This window comes from Atlantibacter sp. MEI4A-1023, from assembly GCF_056155425.1.
In genome coordinates this window covers 3,463,734-3,483,129 of record NZ_CM149568.1, presented here as the reverse complement: position 1 = coordinate 3,483,129, position 19,396 = coordinate 3,463,734, and the positions used below count along the sequence as shown (strand labels likewise).

The window sequence follows — 19,396 nt, the reverse complement described above, 5'->3', positions numbered from 1 at the left end:
GGTGAATAATAAAAAGCGGTTTTAGATGTGAAAAAAGTAACAAGGCCGGGGCGATCCGGCCTGAGGGTTATTACATGGCGGGCGCTTGCAGCGGCTGGATGTCGTGAATACGGACAAAACCTAACTGGTCAGGTGTAATGCCGTTAAGTTTGACGGGAACGGAGACATCGCTGGGGGCCAGGATGCTGGCCGGCGCGCTGAACTGCTGATTCTGCACGTTCACTTCCTGGTAGCTTTCGGTGGTGCCCTGCAACTGGCCCCATTCGATAGTGCCGGTAAACGCCGGGAACGGGGTGCTGGATTCGCCCTGGATACGCAGCGTGGCAACCGTGCCGCTGGCATCCGCCGCGACATTCGCCAGCGACATTTTCATCATCCCCAACTGGCTGTTTAACCGTGCCGGGGTATTTGCGCCAGGCAGTAAGTAAACGCCGCTTTGCGAACGGGCGTTAAGGGCGTTTTGCTGGGTGATCTTAATGGTTTCCTGCTGCAGCTTGCCCATCTCTTTATTAAGCGTGCTGACGCTATTGTGCATCTGACGGACTTCACTTTGCGGTGCGCAGGCGGCGAGGAATAACGGCGTAACGAGGAACAAAGATTTGTAAGCGGTTCTCATAGTGACGATCCTGTGTGTTTTTAATGCATTAATGCTAGCGCGCACGCATAAAAATTCCTTCATCCCTTGTCTCAAAAGCGCTTCATCTTTGTTGTGGTGCCAGTTCAGGTTACACTAACCCTCAGTTAAATTATCTGTCAGGACGCGCTATGCATTGCCCATTCTGTTTCGCCGTGGATACCAAAGTCATTGACTCTCGCCTGGTTGGAGAAGGTTCGTCGGTGCGCCGTCGCCGTCAGTGCCTGGTGTGCCATGAACGCTTCACGACCTTTGAAGTGGCGGAACTGGTGATGCCCCGCGTGATCAAAAGCAATGACGTCCGCGAGCCGTTTAACGAAGACAAACTGAGAAGCGGCTTTCAAAAGGCGCTGGAGAAGCGTCCGGTTAGCGCCGATGACGTCGAAATGGCGGTTAACCATATCAAATCACAGTTGCGCGCCACCGGGGAGCGTGAAATCCCCAGCAAAATGATTGGCAACCTGGTAATGGAACAGCTGAAAAAGCTTGATAAGGTCGCCTACATTCGCTTCGCCTCTGTATACCGCAGTTTCGAAGATATCCGTGAATTCGGCGAAGAGATCGCCCGCTTGCAGGATTAAGCCCAATGCAGGATGAGATTTTCATGGCGCGGGCGCTGAAACTGGCGCAGCGCGGTCGTTTTACCACTTCTCCTAATCCCAACGTCGGCTGCGTGATTGTGCGCGACGGCGAAATCGTGGGTGAAGGTTTTCACTATCGCGCCGGAGAGCCGCACGCCGAAGTGCATGCGCTGCGGATGGCGGGCGAAAAAGCCCGTGGCGCGACCGCCTATGTCACCCTTGAGCCCTGTAGCCACCATGGTCGCACGCCGCCGTGCTGTGACGCGTTGATCGCCGCAGGCGTGGCCCGCGTGGTTGCCGCAATGCAGGACCCGAATCCGCAGGTTGCCGGGCGCGGGCTGTATCGCCTGCAGCAAGAGGGCATCGAGGTTAGCCACGGCCTGATGATGAACGAAGCCGAAGCCCTGAATAAAGGCTTCCTGAAGCGGATGCGCACCGGCTTCCCGTTTGTACAACTGAAGCTGGGCGCGTCGTTAGACGGACGCACCGCGATGGCGAGCGGCGAAAGCCAGTGGATCACCTCCGCCGAATCGCGGCGCGATGTGCAACGCTTCCGGGCGCAAAGTAGCGCTATCCTGACCAGTAGCGCCACGGTGCTGGCGGATAACCCGTCGCTGACCGTGCGCTGGAATGAGTTAGACGCGGATACCCAGGCGCTGTACCCCGAAGACCAACTGCGGATGCCGACCCGCATTGTCATCGACTCGCATAACCGGGTGACGCCTGAGCATAAAATTATTCACCAGCCGGGGGAAACCTGGCTGGCGCGTACTCAGCCCGATGATGTCCGGTGGCCGGGAGGCGTCACTCAACTGCCGGTGCCGGAGCACAACGGGCACCTCGATTTAGTGGTGCTGATGATGCTGTTGGGCAAACGGCAGGTAAATACGATTTGGGTGGAGGCGGGGGCCGAACTGTCTGGCGCGCTGCTACAGGCGGGCGTGGTGGACGAGATTGTGCTGTATATCGCGCCGAAGCTGTTAGGCAGCGATGCGCGCGGTTTATTCGCCCTTCCTGGCCTTGAAAAGCTGGCGGATGCGCCCGCATTGACATTCAGCGAGATACGTCCGGTTGGTCCGGATTTGTGTCTCCGGCTTACGCTGCAATAACGCCGAGTTTTAAAACGTAAGCAGCCCATAAAAAAACATGATAGAATCCGCCCCCCTGCGGGGCCACAAATGAACCCGTTAAGGAAGAGTATGAACGTTATCGAAGCTACTGTTGCTACCCCGGACGCTCGCGTCGCCATCACCATCGCGCGTTTTAACAACTTCATCAACGACAGCCTGCTGGATGGCGCTATCGACGCGCTTAAACGTATCGGCCAGGTTAAAGATGAAAACATCACCGTGGTTTGGGTTCCTGGCGCATATGAACTGCCGCTGGCAGCCGGCGCTCTGGCGAAAACCGGTAAATACGACGCGGTGATCGCGCTGGGTACCGTGATCCGTGGCGGCACTGCACACTTCGAATACGTTGCCGGCGGTGCCAGCAACGGCCTGGCGCATGTTGCCCAGGAGAGCGAAATCCCGGTAGCGTTCGGCGTACTCACCACTGAAAGTATTGAACAAGCCATCGAACGCGCTGGTACAAAAGCCGGTAACAAAGGTGCTGAAGCAGCCCTTACCGCGCTTGAAATGATTAATGTATTGAAAGCCATCAAGGCCTGATTTTAAGGGGAATTCCGTGAAACCTGCTGCTCGTCGCCGCGCCCGTGAATGTGCCGTCCAGGCACTTTACTCCTGGCAGTTGTCCAAAAACGACATCGCTGATGTTGAATACCAGTTCCTGGCGGAACAGGACGTTAAAGACGTGGACGTTCTGTACTTTCGTGAACTGCTGTCCGGAGTGGCGACCAACAGCGCGTATCTCGATGGCCTGATGCAACCTTACCTGTCCCGTCTGCTCGACGAGCTGGGCCAGGTAGAAAGAGCGGTTCTGCGCATCGCGCTGTACGAACTCGCTAAGCGTCAGGATGTGCCTTATAAAGTTGCCATCAACGAAGCGATTGAGCTGGCGAAAACCTTCGGTGCTGAAGACAGTCACAAGTTCGTCAACGGCGTGCTGGACAAAGCCGCTCCGCAAATCCGCCCCAATCGCAAGTAAGTCAATCCTCTGGCCGGACATGTCTCCGGCCATTCTCTTTTTCTGCGAGGCATAACGCATGGCATGCGGCGAGTTTTCCCTTATTGCCCGTTATTTTGATCGCGTGAGAAGCTCTCGACGTGATGTGGAAACCGGAATCGGTGACGATTGCGCACTGCTGACGGTTCCGGAAAAACAAACTCTGGCAATAAGCACCGACACGCTGGTTAGCGGCATCCATTTTCTGCCGGATATCGATCCGCGCGATTTGGGCTACAAAGCGCTGGCGGTTAACCTCAGTGATTTAGCCGCGATGGGCGCTGACCCCGCGTGGTTGACGCTGGCATTAACCCTGCCGGACGTCGACGAAGCGTGGCTGGAAGCCTTTAGCGATAGTCTGTTCGAGCTTTTGAATTATTACGATATGCAACTGGTTGGCGGCGACACCACCCGTGGTCCGCTCTCCATGACGCTGGGTATTCACGGCTTCGTGCCGAATGGCCGCGCGCTGAAGCGCTCTGGCGCGAAACCGGGCGACTGGATCTACGTTACCGGCACGCCAGGCGACAGCGCCGCAGGGCTGGCGATATTGCAAAACCGCTTAATGGTGGGCAACACCACCCAGGCGGATTATCTGTTACAGCGCCATTTACGCCCCACGCCGCGGATATTGCAGGGCCAGGCGCTGCGCGATATCGCCAGCAGCGCTATCGATCTCTCTGATGGGCTAATCTCCGATCTGGCGCATATCCTGAAGGCCAGCGACTGCGGCGCGAAAGTGGCGCTGGACGCTTTGCCGTTCTCGGATGCGCTGCGTGAAAATGTCAGCCCTGAACAGGCCGAGCTTTTCGCGCTGACCGGCGGCGAGGATTACGAACTGTGCTTTACCGTGCCGGAACTCAATCGCGGCGTGATTGACGTGGCGCTGGGCAGGCTGGGCGTACCTTTTACCTGCATTGGGCAGATCACCGCCGACGTTGAAGGGTTACACTTTATGCGTGACGGCGAGCCGGTAAACATCACCGGCAAAGGGCACGACCACTTTATTACCGGTTAAGCCGTTGATTCCCTCTCCTTAATGCAAGGAGAGGGGGTTTGTTACTTAAATCCCACCACCGGATGCGGCTTATAAGGCGTTTCCAGCTCGGCGATTTCCACATCGCTCAGCGTTAAATCCACTGCGCCCAGCAGATCATCCAGTTGTTCTTCACGGGATGCGCCAATAATCGGCGCGGCAATGGCGGGTTTACTCAGCACCCATGCCAGCGCCACCTGCGCCCGCGACACGCCTTTATCTTCGGCGATGGCGGCGACGCGCTCGGCGATTCTGGCGTCGTTCTCTTCGGTTTGCTGATACAGCGTTTTGCCGAATTCATCGGAAACCAGCCGCGCGGTAGTTTCGCCCCACGGACGCGTCAAACGGCCACGCGCCAGCGGGCTCCACGGGATCACCGCCACGCCTTCCTGCAGGCACAGCGGCAGCATGCCTTGCTCTTCTTCGCGGTTAATCAGGTTGTAGTGATCCTGCATGGTGACGAAACGCGCCCAGCCGTGTTGATCCTGGAGCGCCAGCGCCTGAGCGAACTGCTCGCTGTGCATTGAGGACGCGCCGATATAACGCGCTTTGCCGGATTTCACCACGTCATTTAGCGCGTCGAGGGTTTCTTCAATGGGCGTGTTGTAGTCCCAGCGGTGGATTTGCAGCAGGTCGACATACTCCATGCCCAGACGATGCAGGCTATCGTCAATAGAGCGCAGGATCTGCGCCCGCGACAGGCCCTCTGGCAAATCGCCGACCTGATGGAATACTTTGGTGGCGACGACCACCTCGTCACGACGGGCGAAGTCTTTCAGCGCGCGGCCGAGGATCTCTTCACTGCTGCCGTCGGAATAGCTATTGGCGGTGTCAAAAAAGTTGATGCCTTTCTCTACGGCGTGCTTGATGATCAGGCGGCTGCTCTCTTCCGGTAGCGTCCAGGCATGATTGCCCCGGTCCGGTTCGCCAAACGTCATACAGCCCAGGCAAAGACGGGATACCCTGAGATCGGTTTTTCCTAAATTATTGTATTGCATGCTTCCTCTCCTGCTTGCGGGTAACAAAGGTGATCCTTTAAGCATAGCAGGAGAGGAAAGGGGAGGATGTGGCGCTTATCCCAGCCAGGCGCGGATTTTCGCTTCCATGCCAGCGGCGTTGAGGCCGATTTCGCCACGGGCTTCATCCTGGGTGCCCTGAGGGATAAAGAAGTCCGGCAGGCCGAGATTAAGTACCGGCACCACGTTACGGTGCGCCATCAGCACTTCATTCACGCCGCTGCCTGCGCCGCCCATAATGGCGTTCTCTTCAACGGTGACCAGCGAGTCGTGGCCGGCGGCCAGTTCCAGGATTAGCGCTTCATCCAGCGGTTTCACAAAACGCATATCCACCAGCGTGGCGTTAAGGGATTCCGCCACGGCGGCGGCATCCGGCATGAGGGTGCCGAAGTTCAGAATAGCGATTTTTTCGCCCTGGCGTTTTACCATGCCTTTGCCAATCGGCAGCATCTCCAGCGGGGTTAATTCTACGCCCACCGCGTTGCCGCGCGGGTAACGCACTGCCGTCGGGCCATCATTGTAGTGATAGCCGGTGTACAGCATCTGGCGGCATTCGTTTTCATCGCTCGGCGTCATAATCACCATATCCGGGATGCAGCGCAGGAACGACAGATCGAACGCGCCCTGGTGAGTCTGCCCGTCTGCGCCCACAATGCCGGCACGGTCGATGGCGAACATCACCGGCAGTTTCTGGATGGCGACGTCGTGGATCACCTGGTCGTAAGCGCGTTGCAGGAAGGTCGAGTAAATCGCCACAATTGGCTTATAGCCGCCAATCGCCAGCCCCGCCGCCAGCGTCACCGCGTGCTGCTCGGCGATCGCCACGTCGAAATAGCGGTCCGGGAATTTACGCGAGAACTCCACCATGCCGGAGCCTTCGCGCATCGCCGGGGTGATCGCCATTAGTTTGCTGTCTTTGGCGGCGGTTTCGCACAGCCAGTCGCCAAAGATTTTGGAATAGCTCGGCAAACCGCCGCTGCTTTTCGGCAGGCAGCCGCTTTGCGGATCGAATTTCGGCACCGCGTGGAAGGTGATCGGATCTTTTTCCGCCGGTTCGTAACCCCTGCCTTTCTTAGTCATGATGTGCAGGAACTGCGGGCCTTTCAGGTCGCGCATGTTTTTCAGGGTGTGCACCAGGCCCAGCACATCGTGACCGTCCACCGGCCCGATATAGTTAAAGCCCAGCTCTTCAAACAGCGTTCCCGGCACCACCATGCCTTTAATGTGTTCTTCGGTGCGCTTGATCAGTTCTTTAATCGGCGGCACGCCGGACAGCACTTTTTTGCCGCCTTCGCGCAGCGTTGAATAGAGCTTCCCGGAAAGCAATTGCGCCAGATGGTTATTCAGCGCGCCGACGTTTTCCGAGATCGACATTTCGTTGTCGTTAAGGATCACCAGCATATCGGGTTTGATATCGCCCGCGTGGTTCATGGCTTCGAAAGACATCCCGGCGGTGATCGCGCCGTCGCCAATCACGCACACGGTGCGGCGGCCTTTGTTCTCTTTCGCCGCAGCCACGGCAACGCCGATCCCGGCGCTGATGGAGGTTGACGAGTGGCCAACGCTTAACACGTCATACTCGCTCTCGCCGCGCCACGGGAACGGGTGCAGCCCGCCTTTCTGGCGAATAGTGCCGATTTTGTCGCGCCGTCCGGTAAGGATCTTATGCGGATAAGCCTGATGGCCCACGTCCCAGATCAGTCTGTCGAATGGCGTGTTATAGACGTAATGCAGCGCGACCGTTAACTCAACGGCTCCCAGCCCCGAGGCAAAATGCCCGCTGGAGCGGCTCACGCTATCAAGCAGATAACGACGCAGTTCGTCGCACAGCTTCGGCAGATTCTCTTTCGGCAACAGGCGCAACTCTTGGGTCGAGTCCACCAGCGCCAGGGTTGGGTACTTTGAGATATCAAAACTCATCAGAGGCTCGTGGTAATTATGTTATTTGTCACGTTGGATGATGTAAGTCGCTAACGCTTCCAGTGTGCGGGTATCCATCTGTTTTGACGGCAGTTCCCGAAGTGCGGCAAGGGCATCGTCGCACAGCGCCTGCGCTTTTTCACGGGCTTGCTCAAGGCCCAGCAACGCAGGATAGGTGCTTTTCCCCAGGTGCTGATCGGCGCCCTGGCGTTTACCCAGCGTGGCAGTATCCCCCACCACATCCAGAATGTCATCCTGAACCTGGAACGCCAGGCCGATACTTTCTGCGTAGCGGTCGAGGATCGGCAGCACATCGCGCCCCGGTTCGCCGGCACACAGCGCGCCCATACGTACGGCGGCACGAATCAATGCGCCGGTTTTGTGGCGGTGAATGCGCTCCAGCGCCTCCAGCGATATCTGTTTACCTTCAGCTTCCAGATCCAGCGCTTGGCCACCGCACATCCCCGCTACGCCGCTGGCCATCGCCAGTTCAGACATCAGGCTGAGCCGGTCGGCTAAAGCCACGCCGGGCATGGGGGCATCACTCAGTATAGAGAACGCCAGCGTTTGCAGGGCGTCTCCGGCCAAAATAGCGCTCGCTTCGCCATATTTAATGTGGCAGGTCGGATGGCCGCGACGTAAATCGTCGTCATCCATCGCCGGGAGATCGTCATGCATCAGCGAATAGGCATGAATACATTCGATGGCCGCAGCGGGCGCGTCCAGGGCCTGCGAGGCGACGCCAAACATCTCGCCGGTGGCGTACACCAGAAACGGGCGTAACCGCTTACCGCCTAATAGTGTGCCGTAGTGCATGGTCTCAACCAGCGGAGTGTTCTGAAACGGCAGCGCGCTGATAAACTGGCGCAGCGCGTCGGTGGCCCGTTCCGCCTGGGCCTTCATGGTGGCGTGAAAATCCATTTATTCCGCATCCGGTTTGAAAGGAGAGAGCGGGGCGTCTTCGCTTTCAGACAGCAGGATCTGCACGCGCTGCTCTGCCTGTTGCAGCTTGACCTGCCCCTGGCGCGCCAGCTGCACGCCCCGTTCGAATTCGTTAAGCGCCTCTTCAAGCGGCAATGCGCCACTTTCCAGACGGCTGACAATCTGCTCAAGCTCCTGCAACGCCGTCTCAAAGCTGGCGGGGAGTTCGTTTTTCTTTGGCATAGTGAATGTCTGACTCTATCGTTATGGAATCATTTCCATGGTAGCGGACTCAAAATGATTAGCAAATAACGCTGAATGGGTTGGTTATGTGCGCAGTCTCACAGCGATGGTGATATACTCTCGCGCTCACGATGCAAGCGCGATTGTTGCCTTGCGGTACTTCTCTCAATGCCCTCGGGGCTTGCCAACGAACCATTGCCGCCATGAAGTTTATCATTAAATTGTTCCCGGAAATCACAATTAAAAGCCAATCTGTGCGTTTGCGCTTTATTAAAATCCTGACCGGAAACATCCGTAACGTACTCAAACATTACGACGAAAACCTCGCCGTTGTCCGCCACTGGGACCATATTGTGGTCCGCGCCAAAGATGAAAACCAGCGTATTGAAATCCGCGATGCGTTAACCCGCATCCCCGGTATCCACCATATTCTGGAAGTCGAAGACGTGCCGTTCACCAGTCTGCACGATATTTTCGAGCAAACTCTGGCGGCATGGCGCGACCAACTGGAAGGCAAAACGTTTTGCGTGCGCGTAAAACGTCGCGGCAAGCACGAGTTTAGCTCCATTGAAGTCGAGCGCTACGTCGGCGGCGGGCTGAACCAGCATGTCGAATCCGCGAAAGTGAAGCTCACCCACCCGGACATTACGGTGAACCTTGAAATCGAAGATGACCGTCTGCTGCTGGTCAAAGGCCGCTACGAAGGCCAGGGCGGTTTCCCGATTGGCACCCAGGAAGATGTGTTATCACTGATTTCCGGTGGCTTCGACTCCGGCGTCTCCAGCTATATGCTGATGCGTCGCGGCTGCCGCGTGCACTACTGCTTCTTTAACCTCGGCGGCGCGGCCCATGAAATCGGCGTCCGCCAGGTCGCGCATTACCTGTGGAACCGCTTCGGCAGCTCGCACCGCGTGCGTTTTGTGGCGATCAACTTCGAACCGGTCGTCGGCGAAATCCTTGAGAAAGTCGATGACGGGCAGATGGGTGTGGTGCTGAAGCGCATGATGATCCGCGCGGCCTCCCGCGTTGCAGAGCGTTACGGCGTTCAGGCGCTGGTGACCGGCGAAGCGCTGGGCCAGGTGTCCAGCCAGACCCTGACCAACCTGCGTTTGATCGACAACGTTTCCGATACCCTGGTGCTGCGCCCCCTGATTGCCCATGACAAAGAGCACATCATCGATCTGGCGCGTAAAATCGGCACCGAAGACTTCGCCCGCACCATGCCGGAATACTGCGGCGTGATCTCGAAAAGCCCGACTGTGAAAGCGGTGAAAGCAAAGATCGAAGCGGAAGAAGCTAACTTTGACTTTGCAATCCTCGACCAGGTAGTGGAAGCGGCGACCAACGTGGATATCCGAGATATTGCCACCCAAACCCAGCAGGAGGTGGTGGAAGTAGAAACCGTCACCGGGTTTGGCCCGAATGATGTGATTCTGGATATCCGTTCGGTTGATGAGCAGGACGACAAGCCGCTGAAGGTAGAAGGTGTTGATGTGGTGTCACTGCCGTTCTACAAACTGAGCACCAAATTCGGCGATTTAGACCAGAATAAAACCTGGCTGCTGTGGTGCGAACGCGGCGTGATGAGCCGCCTGCAGGCGCTGTATCTGCGCGAGCAGGGCTTCAACAACGTGAAAGTGTATCGCCCGTAATCCCGCCTCAATAAAAAATGCCGGTCATCAGGACCGGCATTTTTTTTATCTCTCGCGAAACGCCTCAGCGCGGGCGCGCAGAATCGGCTTCATCAGGTATTCAAGAATGGTTTTTTTGCCGGTGATGATATCCACTGACGCCACCATGCCCGGAATAATCAGCAGCGGTTTTTCATTGCTGCCCAGATGATTTTTGTCGGTGCGCAGGCGGATCACGTAGAAGCTGTTTCCCTCTTTATCGGTCACCGTATCCGGGCTGATTTGCTCCAGCTTGCCCTTCAGCCCGCCATAAATGGTGTAGTCATAGGCGGAAAACTTCACCACCGCTTCCTGGCCCGGATGTAAAAACGCAATGTCTTTGGGACGGATCTTCGCTTCTACCAGCAGGCTGTCATCCAGCGGGACGATTTCCACCAGGTCGTTGCCCGGTTGGATCACGCCGCCGATAGTGTTTACCAGCATCTGCTGCACGATGCCGCGCACCGGCGACGTCACCAGGGTACGGTTGACCCGGTCTTCAATCGCCTTGCCCGACGCTTCCAGTTTGCTGAGGTCGGTACGCGCTTCGTTTAGCTGTGCCAGCGCTTCGCTGCGGTAGCGCCCACGGGTTTCCGCGATCTTGCTTTCAATCTCGTTGATTGCCGCCTGGGCGCGCGGAATGGCTAACGCCACCGAATCCAGTTGACCACGGGTTTCGACTTCTGAACGCCGCAGCCGCAGCACTTCGACTTTAGAAATCGCCCCTTTGGCCACCAGCGGTTCGGACATATTGATTTCCTGCTGGAGCAGGCCAAGGCTGTTACGGTACTGCACTTTCTTGGCTTCGAAATCCAACAGCTCTTGTTTCTTCTGAATCAATTGCTCATCCAGACCGGCGATTTCGCTCTGGATGCGCTTTTTCATGCTGGCGAACAGTTCCAGTTCGCCCTGGGCGATATCCGGTGCGCCTTTCAGGATCTCGTCGGAAATCGTCAGGCTTTCAGCATCGTTAAGCTGGGCGGTCAGCCGCTGGATGCGGGCTTCCAGCGCCATGCGGTCGGCTTCAGTTTCGCCGGCGTTGGATTTAAAGCGCGTATCGTCCAGACGCAGCAGCGGCGCGCCCGCCTGCACCACTTCGCCTTCGCGGGCATACACTTCCGCCACAATCCCGCCTTCCAGGTTCTGGATTTTTTGCAGGCGGGACGAGGGAATGGCTTTGCCTTCGCCGCGCGTGACTTCATCGATATCCGCCAGCGACGCCCAGGTAATGGCGGCGATAAAAAACGCCAGGATCGCCCACAGCGTCAGGCGCACCACGCGCGGCGTGTCGTCCAGCAGCGCTTTGTTGACTTCACTGGTGGTGAACTGATTGCTGTTTTTATCGCCCAGCAGCCAGCGGTTCAGGCGGCGCAATCCCTCAGCGATTCGCATGGATCTGCCCCTTTTTCAACGCATTCATCACGGTCTCTTTCGGGCCATCGGCAATGATTTTGCCGTTATCGAGAATAATTAATCGGTCCACCAGCGTGAGCATCGAGGCGCGGTGGGTCACCAGCAGCACGGTTTTATCGCTGACGATGGGGGCAAGCGCCTTCTTAATCAGATCTTCGCTGGTGTTATCCATCGAGCTGGTGGGTTCGTCCAGCAGCAACACGGGCGGATCGAGCAGCAGCGAGCGGGCAAGGGTGATCGCCTGGCGCTGGCCACCGGAAAGATTCATCCCGCGTTCGCCCACCTGCATGTTGTAGCCGGAAGGGTGGCGGCGGGCGAACTCATGAACGCCGGTTGCTTCAGCAACCCGCAGCATGGTTTCATCATCCACATAGCTGGCGCCGCACAGCAGGTTGTCGCGCAGCGTCCCGTTGAACAAGTGGATGTCCTGCGGGGCATAGCCGATGTTATGGCGTAAATCGTGTACATCAATTTGGCGCGCGTCGATACCGTCGATCAACACGCTGCCTTCGTCCGGCTGATAAAAACCCACCAGCAGCTTCGCCAGTGAACTTTTGCCGGAGCCGCTGCGCCCGATAATGCCGATTTTTTCCCCTGGCGTGACGGTCAGTGAAATAGTGTTCAGCGACGTCTGTTGGCTGCCGGGGTAGCGGAACGTCACGTTGCGGAACTCAATCGCGCCGGTCAGGGTTTCGCGCTTGAGCGGCACGTCGTCCTGCTGCACTTCTTGTTCAAGATCCATCATGCCGTCGATGGTGTGTTTGGTCATTTTAGCGCGCTGGTAGCGGGTGATCAGGCTGCACAGCTGGCCAATAGGCAGCATCGCGCGGCGGTTAAGCAGGTAGCAGGCGATCAGCCCGCCCATGCTCAGATGGCCGTCAATAATCAGGTACACGCCGCCGACGATCATCATCACGCCGCAGGCCTGTTGCAGCCAGTGGGTGAAATTCACCGCCACATAGGAGAGGGATTTTACCCGCAACTCCAGCTTGCTGAGGCTGCCGATGATCTGTTCCCACTGGTACTGGCGCTCGCTCTGGGCATTGTTCAGCTTGATGGCGTCCAGCCCGCTCAGGGTTTCTACCAGCATCGCCTGGCGCTCGCTGGATAACTTAAACGTTTTCTGGATGGTGGCGATCAGCGGGCGCTGGATCAGCCAGTTCACCAGCATCGCGACCGGGTAAGCCAGCAGCGGGATAAACACCAGCGGCCCGCCGATAACCCCCACCACCGCCAGGATCAGCAGAGTGAACGGGAAGTCGATCAGCGCGGTCAGCGTCAGCGATGACAGAAAATCGCGCAGCGACTGGTAGTCCTGGAAATTCTGCGCGAAGCTGCCGACGCGCGGCGGACGCAGTTTCATCTTCATGCCCAGCAGCCGCTCAAACAGCGCCGCCGAGACAATCAGATCGGTTTTCTTGCCGGCGATATCCAGGCAGATGCTGCGCAATATTTTCAGGATCAGATCGAACACGTAGGCGATGGTGATGCCAATCGCCAGCACCCACAGCGTGGCGGTGGCCTGATTGGGCACCACGCGATCATAGACATTCATGACGAACAGCGGCGAGCACAGGGCGATCAGGTTGATCAGAAAACTCGCCACCACCGCGTCGAGATACAGGAATTTCGACAGCTTCAGCGTATCCTGGAACCAGGCTTTAGTGCGCGGGATCAGCGCCGTCGGCTGGCTGTCGTATTTGTGTATCGGCTGAATAAAAATGGCTTTGCCGACGTAGAGTTTTTCCAGCTCGGCAACGTCCAGTGTCATCGCGCCGCCTTCGGTTTCGCCGGGCATCAGCCGGGCCTTTTCACCGTCCAGCGCGGTCAGCACGGCCGCCTGGCCGTTATGCATCACCAGGATGGCGGGCAGCGACAGCGCCGTTATTTTCGTCACTGGTCGCTGGATCACCCGCGCTTTTAACCCGGCACGCTGTGCGGCGCGCGGCACAGTGCTGAGCGTCAGGCGGTTGGACTGCAACGGCAGACCGGCGGTCAGCACATTGCGGCTGGTGATAATACCGTGCAATTTGCAAACCACCATCAGGCAATCCAGCAGCGGATCGTCATGATTAAGTCTTGGGTCGTGGCGGATCGTCTCGTTGTACGAGAGATCCTGAATATCAGTGATGTCGTTGATCAGTGCCATAATCTGCCGTACCTGATGCCAGGCAAAGTAAGAAGCGTTATTTCACCCATAACAGATAAAATAACGCCTGGTTCAATGGGTTACCGGTTCGTCTTACTGAAGATCGGGTAAGTCCGTCTGGGTGGTTTGTTGGACGTCCAGCGGTTGTGCGGCAGTCGGCGGTTGAATCGACATGGCTTTCAACAGTTCGCCCATCCGCGCGTTGATGCGGTAGGTCGAAAACATTTCAACAAACTGCAATTCTACATATCGGCGCTGGGCGCTGAAAACTTCATTTTCACTGTCGAGCATATCCAGCAGCGAGCGATCGCCGAGGCTGAACTGTTCCTGGTAAGCGGTGCGCACCGTCATACTGCGATCGGCATACTCTTTGGCGATCGGCACCTGCTGTTCCGCATTGCGCAGGGCGTTCCACGACAGGCGCAGCTCTTCATTCAACTGGCGCAGCGCATTGCGCTTCACGTCCTGGGCTTCTTTGGTGCGGTAAGCATAAGAGGAGAGGGTGGCTTTATCGCTGCCGCCGTTGAACAGGTTGTAGCGCATCCGCATCATCGCCTGCCACTCCTGGTTATGGCCGCGCGTTCCGTCGATGTTGTTGTCCATGGTGCGGCCCACTTCCACATTCACTTCCGGATAGAAACGGGATTTGGCCGCTTCGTACTGCGCCCGGGTGGCTTCGATATCCGAATCAGCCAGTTTCAGCAGCGGGCTGTTTTCCAGCGCGATTTTACGGGCTTCTTCCAGCGACGCGGGCACCGCGAATTTCGCGGGCAGGGTTAGGTTTTCCGCTTCCATTCCGGTTACGCTCTGGTAATTGGCGCGGGCGTCCTCCAGATTGGTCTGTTCAGTCAGCAGGTTATTACGTGCCTGGGCCAGGCGCGCTTCCGCCTGTTCGTGGTCCGCCAGGCGGCCTACGCCCTGTTCGGTACGCAGCGTGATCTGATCGAAAATGCGTTCATGGTTGGTCAGGTTTTCCTGGGCCAGCGCCACCATTCTTTCACGCATCAGCACGTCGAGATAACTTTGCACCACCTGCAACGCGGTGGTTTCGCTGGTATCCATGACGTTATACGCCCGGGAGTTCACGGTGGCCTTTTGGCGCGCCACTTCGCTGGTGGTGGCGAACCCGTTAAAAATATTCTGGCGCAGATTAATGCTCGACTCGCTGCGATTAAGGTCGCGTTTGTGATCGCCTAACGCGCGGGTACTGGCGTTATCGGTTTGCTCCCAGCCGGTGCCCGCTTCGAGATTCAGCGTGGGCAGATAGCCGCCTTTTGCCGCCTGCAAATCGTGTTCGGCAGAATAACGGCTGTTGGCGGAAGCGCTAATTTCAGGATGGGAAGCCAGCGTTTGTTTAATCGCGTTTTCAAGCGTGGTGGCGTGAGCCAGGCTTAATGTCATCAGAGGCAGCGCGAGCCCTAACATTAAGTTCTTGCGGTAATTCATGTTTCTTCCTTTGTGGTACTTATTCCCTGTTGTTGGATAAGCAATAACAGAGCGTTTTTATCTAAAAAGCCCTCGGGCTAATTTGCCGATTAATCAACAAACCAGAGAGGACGTTTTAAATAACGTTAATTTCTTCTTTTACGGGGAAATATCCCTCGCAGCGTGCCGCGAGGGATGTCCATATTTACCTTTACGACACCGTATCCGGTTTGGCGATCAGACTGTCCATCAGCGACTCATCGCCGCCGTGGTAGCTATCCGCCGCCGGATCGGCCGGGGCGGTTTCGGCAACCGGCGTGGCATGGCCCTGCGCCGCATTATCCACGGTCTGGGTGCCATTACCCTGCTCGACGACCTTGATCAGCGAACTCACATCCTGGCTGTTATCGGTATCGCCCAGCACTTCGCTTAGCACGATAGGTTCCGCGCCGCTGCTGGTTTCAGGGGCGGTAGCAGTGCCTGCTTGCGCCGGGGCGGTATCCGCCGTCTCCACATGCGTTCCTTCCATCTCGCCCAGCAGATTGCTGAGCGACGTTTCAGATTGCGGTGCCAGCGTTGACGCGGTAGCCAGCGTACCGGCCTGGTCGCTGTCGAGGTGGTTGAGGCTGATGTCGTCTTCCGCGACCAGCAGTGTGGATGCGCCATGATCGTCGGCAGACGTTGGGGCATCCGGCTGCGCGTCATGTTCTGTTGTGCTATCGTGAGAGCCGTCGTGCGTATCGGTATCTGAACCGTCGTGATCCACCAGCATCATCCGGCTGGACATCATTTCAGGCTCTGGCGCGTTGGTCTGTTCGCCGGTTTCGCCATCAAAGGTGAAATGGGTGTCGTGGTGTTCACTGGCGGTAGAGGCCACTTCCATCTGGATCTCGCCCAGATGATCGACACCTTTTTCCAGTTCAACCGTAATGGTCCCTTTAAAGGTCGGGCTGTGCAGGTCGATGGTATAAGTGCCATCTTTATAGCTCACCGTACTGCCATCGGAGACCACGACTTTCGCGCCTTCCGGTATACCGGTGAGCTTGATTTGCGTCAGCTGTTCGGCGTTATGGTCGCTGGACAGGTTAAGGTCCACATCCAGTGAAACCTGCTGAACTTTGGTCTCCACAACGGTAGTGGTGGTGCCGGGATTGGTTTTGGAACCGCCATCACCGAAGATTACGCCTTCAATCTGGTTTGAGTTGCCGTACAGCCCTTTGCCGTGGCTGTCGGTGACCTTTAACCCATCGTAGGTGTTGTCCTGGCTATTGGCATTATTATTCGAAGACGACGTGACTTTATAGTCAGTGCTGTCGCCTTTAACGAAGATATAATCTTTGCCGACCTTACCCGCATCACCCCGATTACCGGTGATGCCGTTTAACGGTCTGAAATCCTCTTTCCCGCCGGTCCAGTCGCTTTGCTTGTAGAAGCCGCCGGTCTTATCGCCGACCACGAAGATATCCGAGTATTTACTCGAATCGGAGTTCGCGTTGCCGGACTGGTCATAATACTTAATCTGGTTGGCCGGATCGGCGCAGGTCGGCGGGGTATCGCCCACAATGCCGTTATACGGGCTGTTGGGCGTTAACCACACGCGAACGTTAGAACCGATAGCGACGATCTTGCCGTCCTGAATATCGAAGCCATCCGGATTACCGCTGCCACCGTTGACCTGAATAATTTTGCTGCCGGTAGTGACTTCGGTCTGGGATACCGTGACGGAGACGTCGAGTTTGATATTAGCGTCGGCATCGGCGTCTGAATCGGCATCGGCGTCTGAATCGGCATCTGCGTCGGCGTCTGCATCAGCGTCTGCATCAGCATCAGCATCCGCATCTGCGTCGGCATCCGCATCTGCGTCTGAATCGGCGTCGGCATCAGCGTCGGCATCCGCATCAGCATCTGCATCGGCGTCTGCGTCGGCATCAGCGTCTGAATCGGCGTCGGCATCAGAATCTGCATCTGCATCGGCATCTGCGTCTGCGTCGGCATCCGCGTCAGCGTCTGAATCGGCGTCCGCATCTGCATCCGCATCGGCGTCTGCATCAGCGTCCGCATCTGCGTCTGCATCGGCATCCGCATCAGCATCGGCATCTGAATCGGCGTCCGCGTCGGCATCCGCGTCAGCGTCTGAATCGGCATCCGCATCGGCGTCTGCATCAGCGTCCGCATCGGCGTCCGCATCGGCATCGGCGTCTGCATCAGCATCTGCATCAGCGTCCGCATCGGCATCGGCGTCTGCATCCGCATCCGCATCTGCATCTGCATCGGCATCGGCATCCGCATCTGCATCCGCATCTGCGTCGGCATCCGCATCCGCATCCGCATCCGCATCCGCATCGGCGTCGGCATCAGCATCTGAATCGGCGTCGGCGTCGGCGTCGGCGTCGGCATCAGCGTCTGAATCGGCGTCGGCATCAGAATCTGCATCGGCGTCGGCATCAGAATCTGCATCTGCATCGGCATCGGCATCTGAATCGGCGTCCGCATCTGCATCAGCATCTGCGTCGGCATCCGCATCGGCATCCGCATCGGCATCGGCGTCCGCATCGGCGTCCGCATCGGCGTCTGCATCAGCATCCGCATCGGCATCGGCATCCGCATCAGCATCCGCATCAGCATCAGCATCAGCATCTGCGTCGGCATCCGCGTCAGCGTCTGAATCGGCGTCGGCATCAGCGTCTGAATCGGCGTCCGCATCTGCATCCGCATCGGCGTCTGCATCAGCGTCCGCATCGGCGTCTGCATCAGCATCCGCATCGGCGTCCGCATCTGCATCCGCGTCTGCATCAGCATCCGCATCTGCGTCTGCATCGGCATCCGCATCAGCATCCGCATCTGCGTCTGCATCGGCATCCGCATCCGCATCGGCATCGGCATCTGAATCGGCGTCCGCATCTGCGTCGGCGTCCGCATCGGCATCGGCGTCTGCATCAGCATCCGCATCCGCATCTGCGTCTGCATCCGCATCGGCATCGGCATCTGAATCGGCGTCCGCATCTGCGTCGGCATCCGCATCGGCGTCTGCATCAGCATCGGCGTCTGAATCGGCGTCGGAATCGGCATCCGCATCAGCATCTGCGTCGGCATCCGCATCGGCGTCTGCATCTGCGTCGGCGTCTGAATCGGCGTCGGAATCGGCATCCGCATCAGCATCTGCGTCGGCGTCTGAATCGGCATCGGCATCCGCATCAGCGTCTGCGTCTGCGTCGGCATCCGCATCAGCGTCTGCGTCTGCGTCGGCATCCGCATCAGCGTCTGAATCGGCGTCCGCATCTGCATCCGCATCTGCGTCGGCGTCTGAATCGGTATCCGCATCCGAGTCGGCATCAGCATCAGCATCAGCATCCGCGTCCGCATCGGCATCGGCGTCTGCATCCGAATCGGCGTCGGCATCCGCATCGGCGTCTGCGTCGGCATCCGCGTCGGCATCTGAATCAGCATCAGCGTCCGCATCCGCATCAGCGTCTGCGTCTGCGTCGGCATCCGCATCAGCGTCGGCATCTGAATCCGCATCGGCATCGGCATCAGCATCTGCATCCGCATCCCCATCATCAACATCCAACAACGTGAGTTCTTCTACTGGGGTGTCGTCGGGAAAGTCGAGGCCGATAGTGGGATAACCCGCGTTGGGATCAACAATTTCGCCTGTAAGATCAAGCACAACATGCGTATGCGCGCCACCAGCGCCTGGCGTGCCGCCGCCGCTCGCGCCAGCTTGCGGGCCTGCTGCGGTCGGGTCGAGAGTTTGTGTTGGGTCCATACCGTCGGCAATCGCTTGTTGCAGCGCGGCGACATCGGATTGTTCACTGGCCGCAGGAAGGGTGATGCCATGTGCATCCCATACGGTATCGCGGCCAAGATCGAGGGTTTTACCATCAGCGAGAGACAGAGTTACCGCGCCTGCTGCGCCGGTTAGAACTTGCTCGCCTTCTAATATTCTGTCGCCTTCAATTAACAGGCGTTGGCTTCCATCGGGGGAAACAACAAAAACTTGTCCTATGACTGCCTTAACCAGGCCAACTACTCCACTCATATGAACTTCCTTCGCTATTTTTATTTTTGTTAGAGGGTCCCTTTATGCTGCGCACGTGATTGCTCTGAAGGGACATCAGTAAGCATTTCTAATGAAAATGACAATAATGATAAAAGATGAAATTACGCTGTTTTAACCGGGGTATTAAACCGCTTTTTGGGCGATATATTCAAGGGATAAATGATTTAGGAAAGGGAACAGGCTCTGGAAGAGCCCGGTGAATAA

General features: G+C 57.4%; 15 protein-coding genes. 6 read left to right on the top strand and 9 right to left on the bottom strand.

Annotated elements, in window-relative coordinates; translation table 11 throughout:
• Positions 1–70 precede the first annotated feature (70 nt).
• Positions 71–616, bottom strand: a complete 546-nt coding sequence (locus ACVV26_RS16560; protein WP_474798309.1) for a SadB/YajI family lipoprotein — start codon at positions 614–616, stop codon at positions 71–73.
• Positions 617–765: 149 nt separating this feature from the next.
• Here ACVV26_RS16560 and nrdR point away from each other — a divergent pair, with 149 nt between their 5' ends.
• The 5 genes from nrdR to thiL all read left to right on the top strand — a co-directional run bounded on the left by nrdR (position 766) and on the right by thiL (position 4,357).
• Entirely contained in the window at positions 766–1,215 is a 450-nt protein-coding gene (nrdR, locus tag ACVV26_RS16555; RefSeq protein ID WP_125294040.1) for a transcriptional regulator NrdR, read from the top strand.
• Positions 1,216–1,220: 5 nt separating this feature from the next.
• A complete protein-coding gene (ribD, locus tag ACVV26_RS16550; protein WP_474798308.1) occupies positions 1,221–2,324 on the top strand; it encodes a bifunctional diaminohydroxyphosphoribosylaminopyrimidine deaminase/5-amino-6-(5-phosphoribosylamino)uracil reductase RibD in 1,104 nt (367 codons plus the stop codon).
• 90 nt (positions 2,325–2,414) lie between these two features.
• A complete protein-coding gene (gene ribH, locus ACVV26_RS16545) occupies positions 2,415–2,885 on the top strand; it encodes a 6,7-dimethyl-8-ribityllumazine synthase (protein ID WP_125294042.1) in 471 nt (156 codons plus the stop codon).
• 16 nt (positions 2,886–2,901) lie between these two features.
• Positions 2,902–3,321, top strand: a complete 420-nt coding sequence (gene nusB, locus ACVV26_RS16540; protein WP_312985597.1) for a transcription antitermination factor NusB — start codon at positions 2,902–2,904, stop codon at positions 3,319–3,321.
• 58 nt (positions 3,322–3,379) lie between these two features.
• Positions 3,380–4,357: a thiamine-phosphate kinase gene (thiL, locus tag ACVV26_RS16535; protein ID WP_474798307.1), complete on the top strand. Its 978-nt coding sequence runs from the start codon at positions 3,380–3,382 to the stop codon at positions 4,355–4,357.
• Positions 4,358–4,398: 41 nt separating this feature from the next.
• On the opposite strand, the gene ACVV26_RS16530 is transcribed toward thiL, so the two are convergent.
• The 4 genes from ACVV26_RS16530 to xseB all read right to left on the bottom strand — a co-directional run bounded on the left by ACVV26_RS16530 (position 4,399) and on the right by xseB (position 8,475).
• Entirely contained in the window at positions 4,399–5,373 is a 975-nt protein-coding gene (locus ACVV26_RS16530) for an aldo/keto reductase (RefSeq protein ID WP_474798306.1), read from the bottom strand.
• Between the two features lie 75 nt (positions 5,374–5,448).
• Positions 5,449–7,311 carry a 1-deoxy-D-xylulose-5-phosphate synthase gene (dxs, locus tag ACVV26_RS16525; protein WP_474798304.1) on the bottom strand — a complete coding sequence of 621 codons (1,863 nt, stop codon included), beginning with the start codon at positions 7,309–7,311 and terminating at the stop codon, positions 5,449–5,451.
• Positions 7,312–7,332: 21 nt separating this feature from the next.
• The gene (gene ispA, locus ACVV26_RS16520) at positions 7,333–8,232 is read right to left on the bottom strand and encodes a (2E,6E)-farnesyl diphosphate synthase (protein ID WP_474798303.1); all 900 of its coding nucleotides are present in this window, start codon (positions 8,230–8,232) and stop codon (positions 7,333–7,335) included.
• Complete coding sequence (gene xseB, locus ACVV26_RS16515; RefSeq protein ID WP_165460213.1) at positions 8,233–8,475, bottom strand: exodeoxyribonuclease VII small subunit; 243 nt, start codon at positions 8,473–8,475, stop codon at positions 8,233–8,235.
• Positions 8,476–8,678: 203 nt separating this feature from the next.
• Here xseB and thiI point away from each other — a divergent pair, with 203 nt between their 5' ends.
• The gene (thiI, locus tag ACVV26_RS16510; RefSeq protein ID WP_474798302.1) at positions 8,679–10,127 is read left to right on the top strand and encodes a tRNA uracil 4-sulfurtransferase ThiI; all 1,449 of its coding nucleotides are present in this window, start codon (positions 8,679–8,681) and stop codon (positions 10,125–10,127) included.
• A gap of 45 nt (positions 10,128–10,172) precedes the next feature.
• Here thiI and ACVV26_RS16505 read toward each other — a convergent pair whose 3' ends face one another.
• The 4 genes from ACVV26_RS16505 to ACVV26_RS16490 all read right to left on the bottom strand — a co-directional run bounded on the left by ACVV26_RS16505 (position 10,173) and on the right by ACVV26_RS16490 (position 19,171).
• Positions 10,173–11,537, bottom strand: coding sequence for an HlyD family type I secretion periplasmic adaptor subunit (locus ACVV26_RS16505; RefSeq protein ID WP_312985606.1), 1,365 nt, complete (start codon positions 11,535–11,537; stop codon positions 10,173–10,175).
• Entirely contained in the window at positions 11,524–13,707 is a 2,184-nt protein-coding gene (locus ACVV26_RS16500; RefSeq protein ID WP_474798300.1) for a type I secretion system permease/ATPase, read from the bottom strand. Before ACVV26_RS16500 ends, ACVV26_RS16505 begins: the two co-directional genes overlap by 14 nt.
• A gap of 93 nt (positions 13,708–13,800) precedes the next feature.
• A complete protein-coding gene (locus ACVV26_RS16495) occupies positions 13,801–15,153 on the bottom strand; it encodes a TolC family outer membrane protein (RefSeq protein WP_474798299.1) in 1,353 nt (450 codons plus the stop codon).
• A gap of 190 nt (positions 15,154–15,343) precedes the next feature.
• The gene (locus ACVV26_RS16490) at positions 15,344–19,171 is read right to left on the bottom strand and encodes a retention module-containing protein (protein WP_474798298.1); all 3,828 of its coding nucleotides are present in this window, start codon (positions 19,169–19,171) and stop codon (positions 15,344–15,346) included.
• Positions 19,172–19,396: the final 225 nt, after the last annotated feature.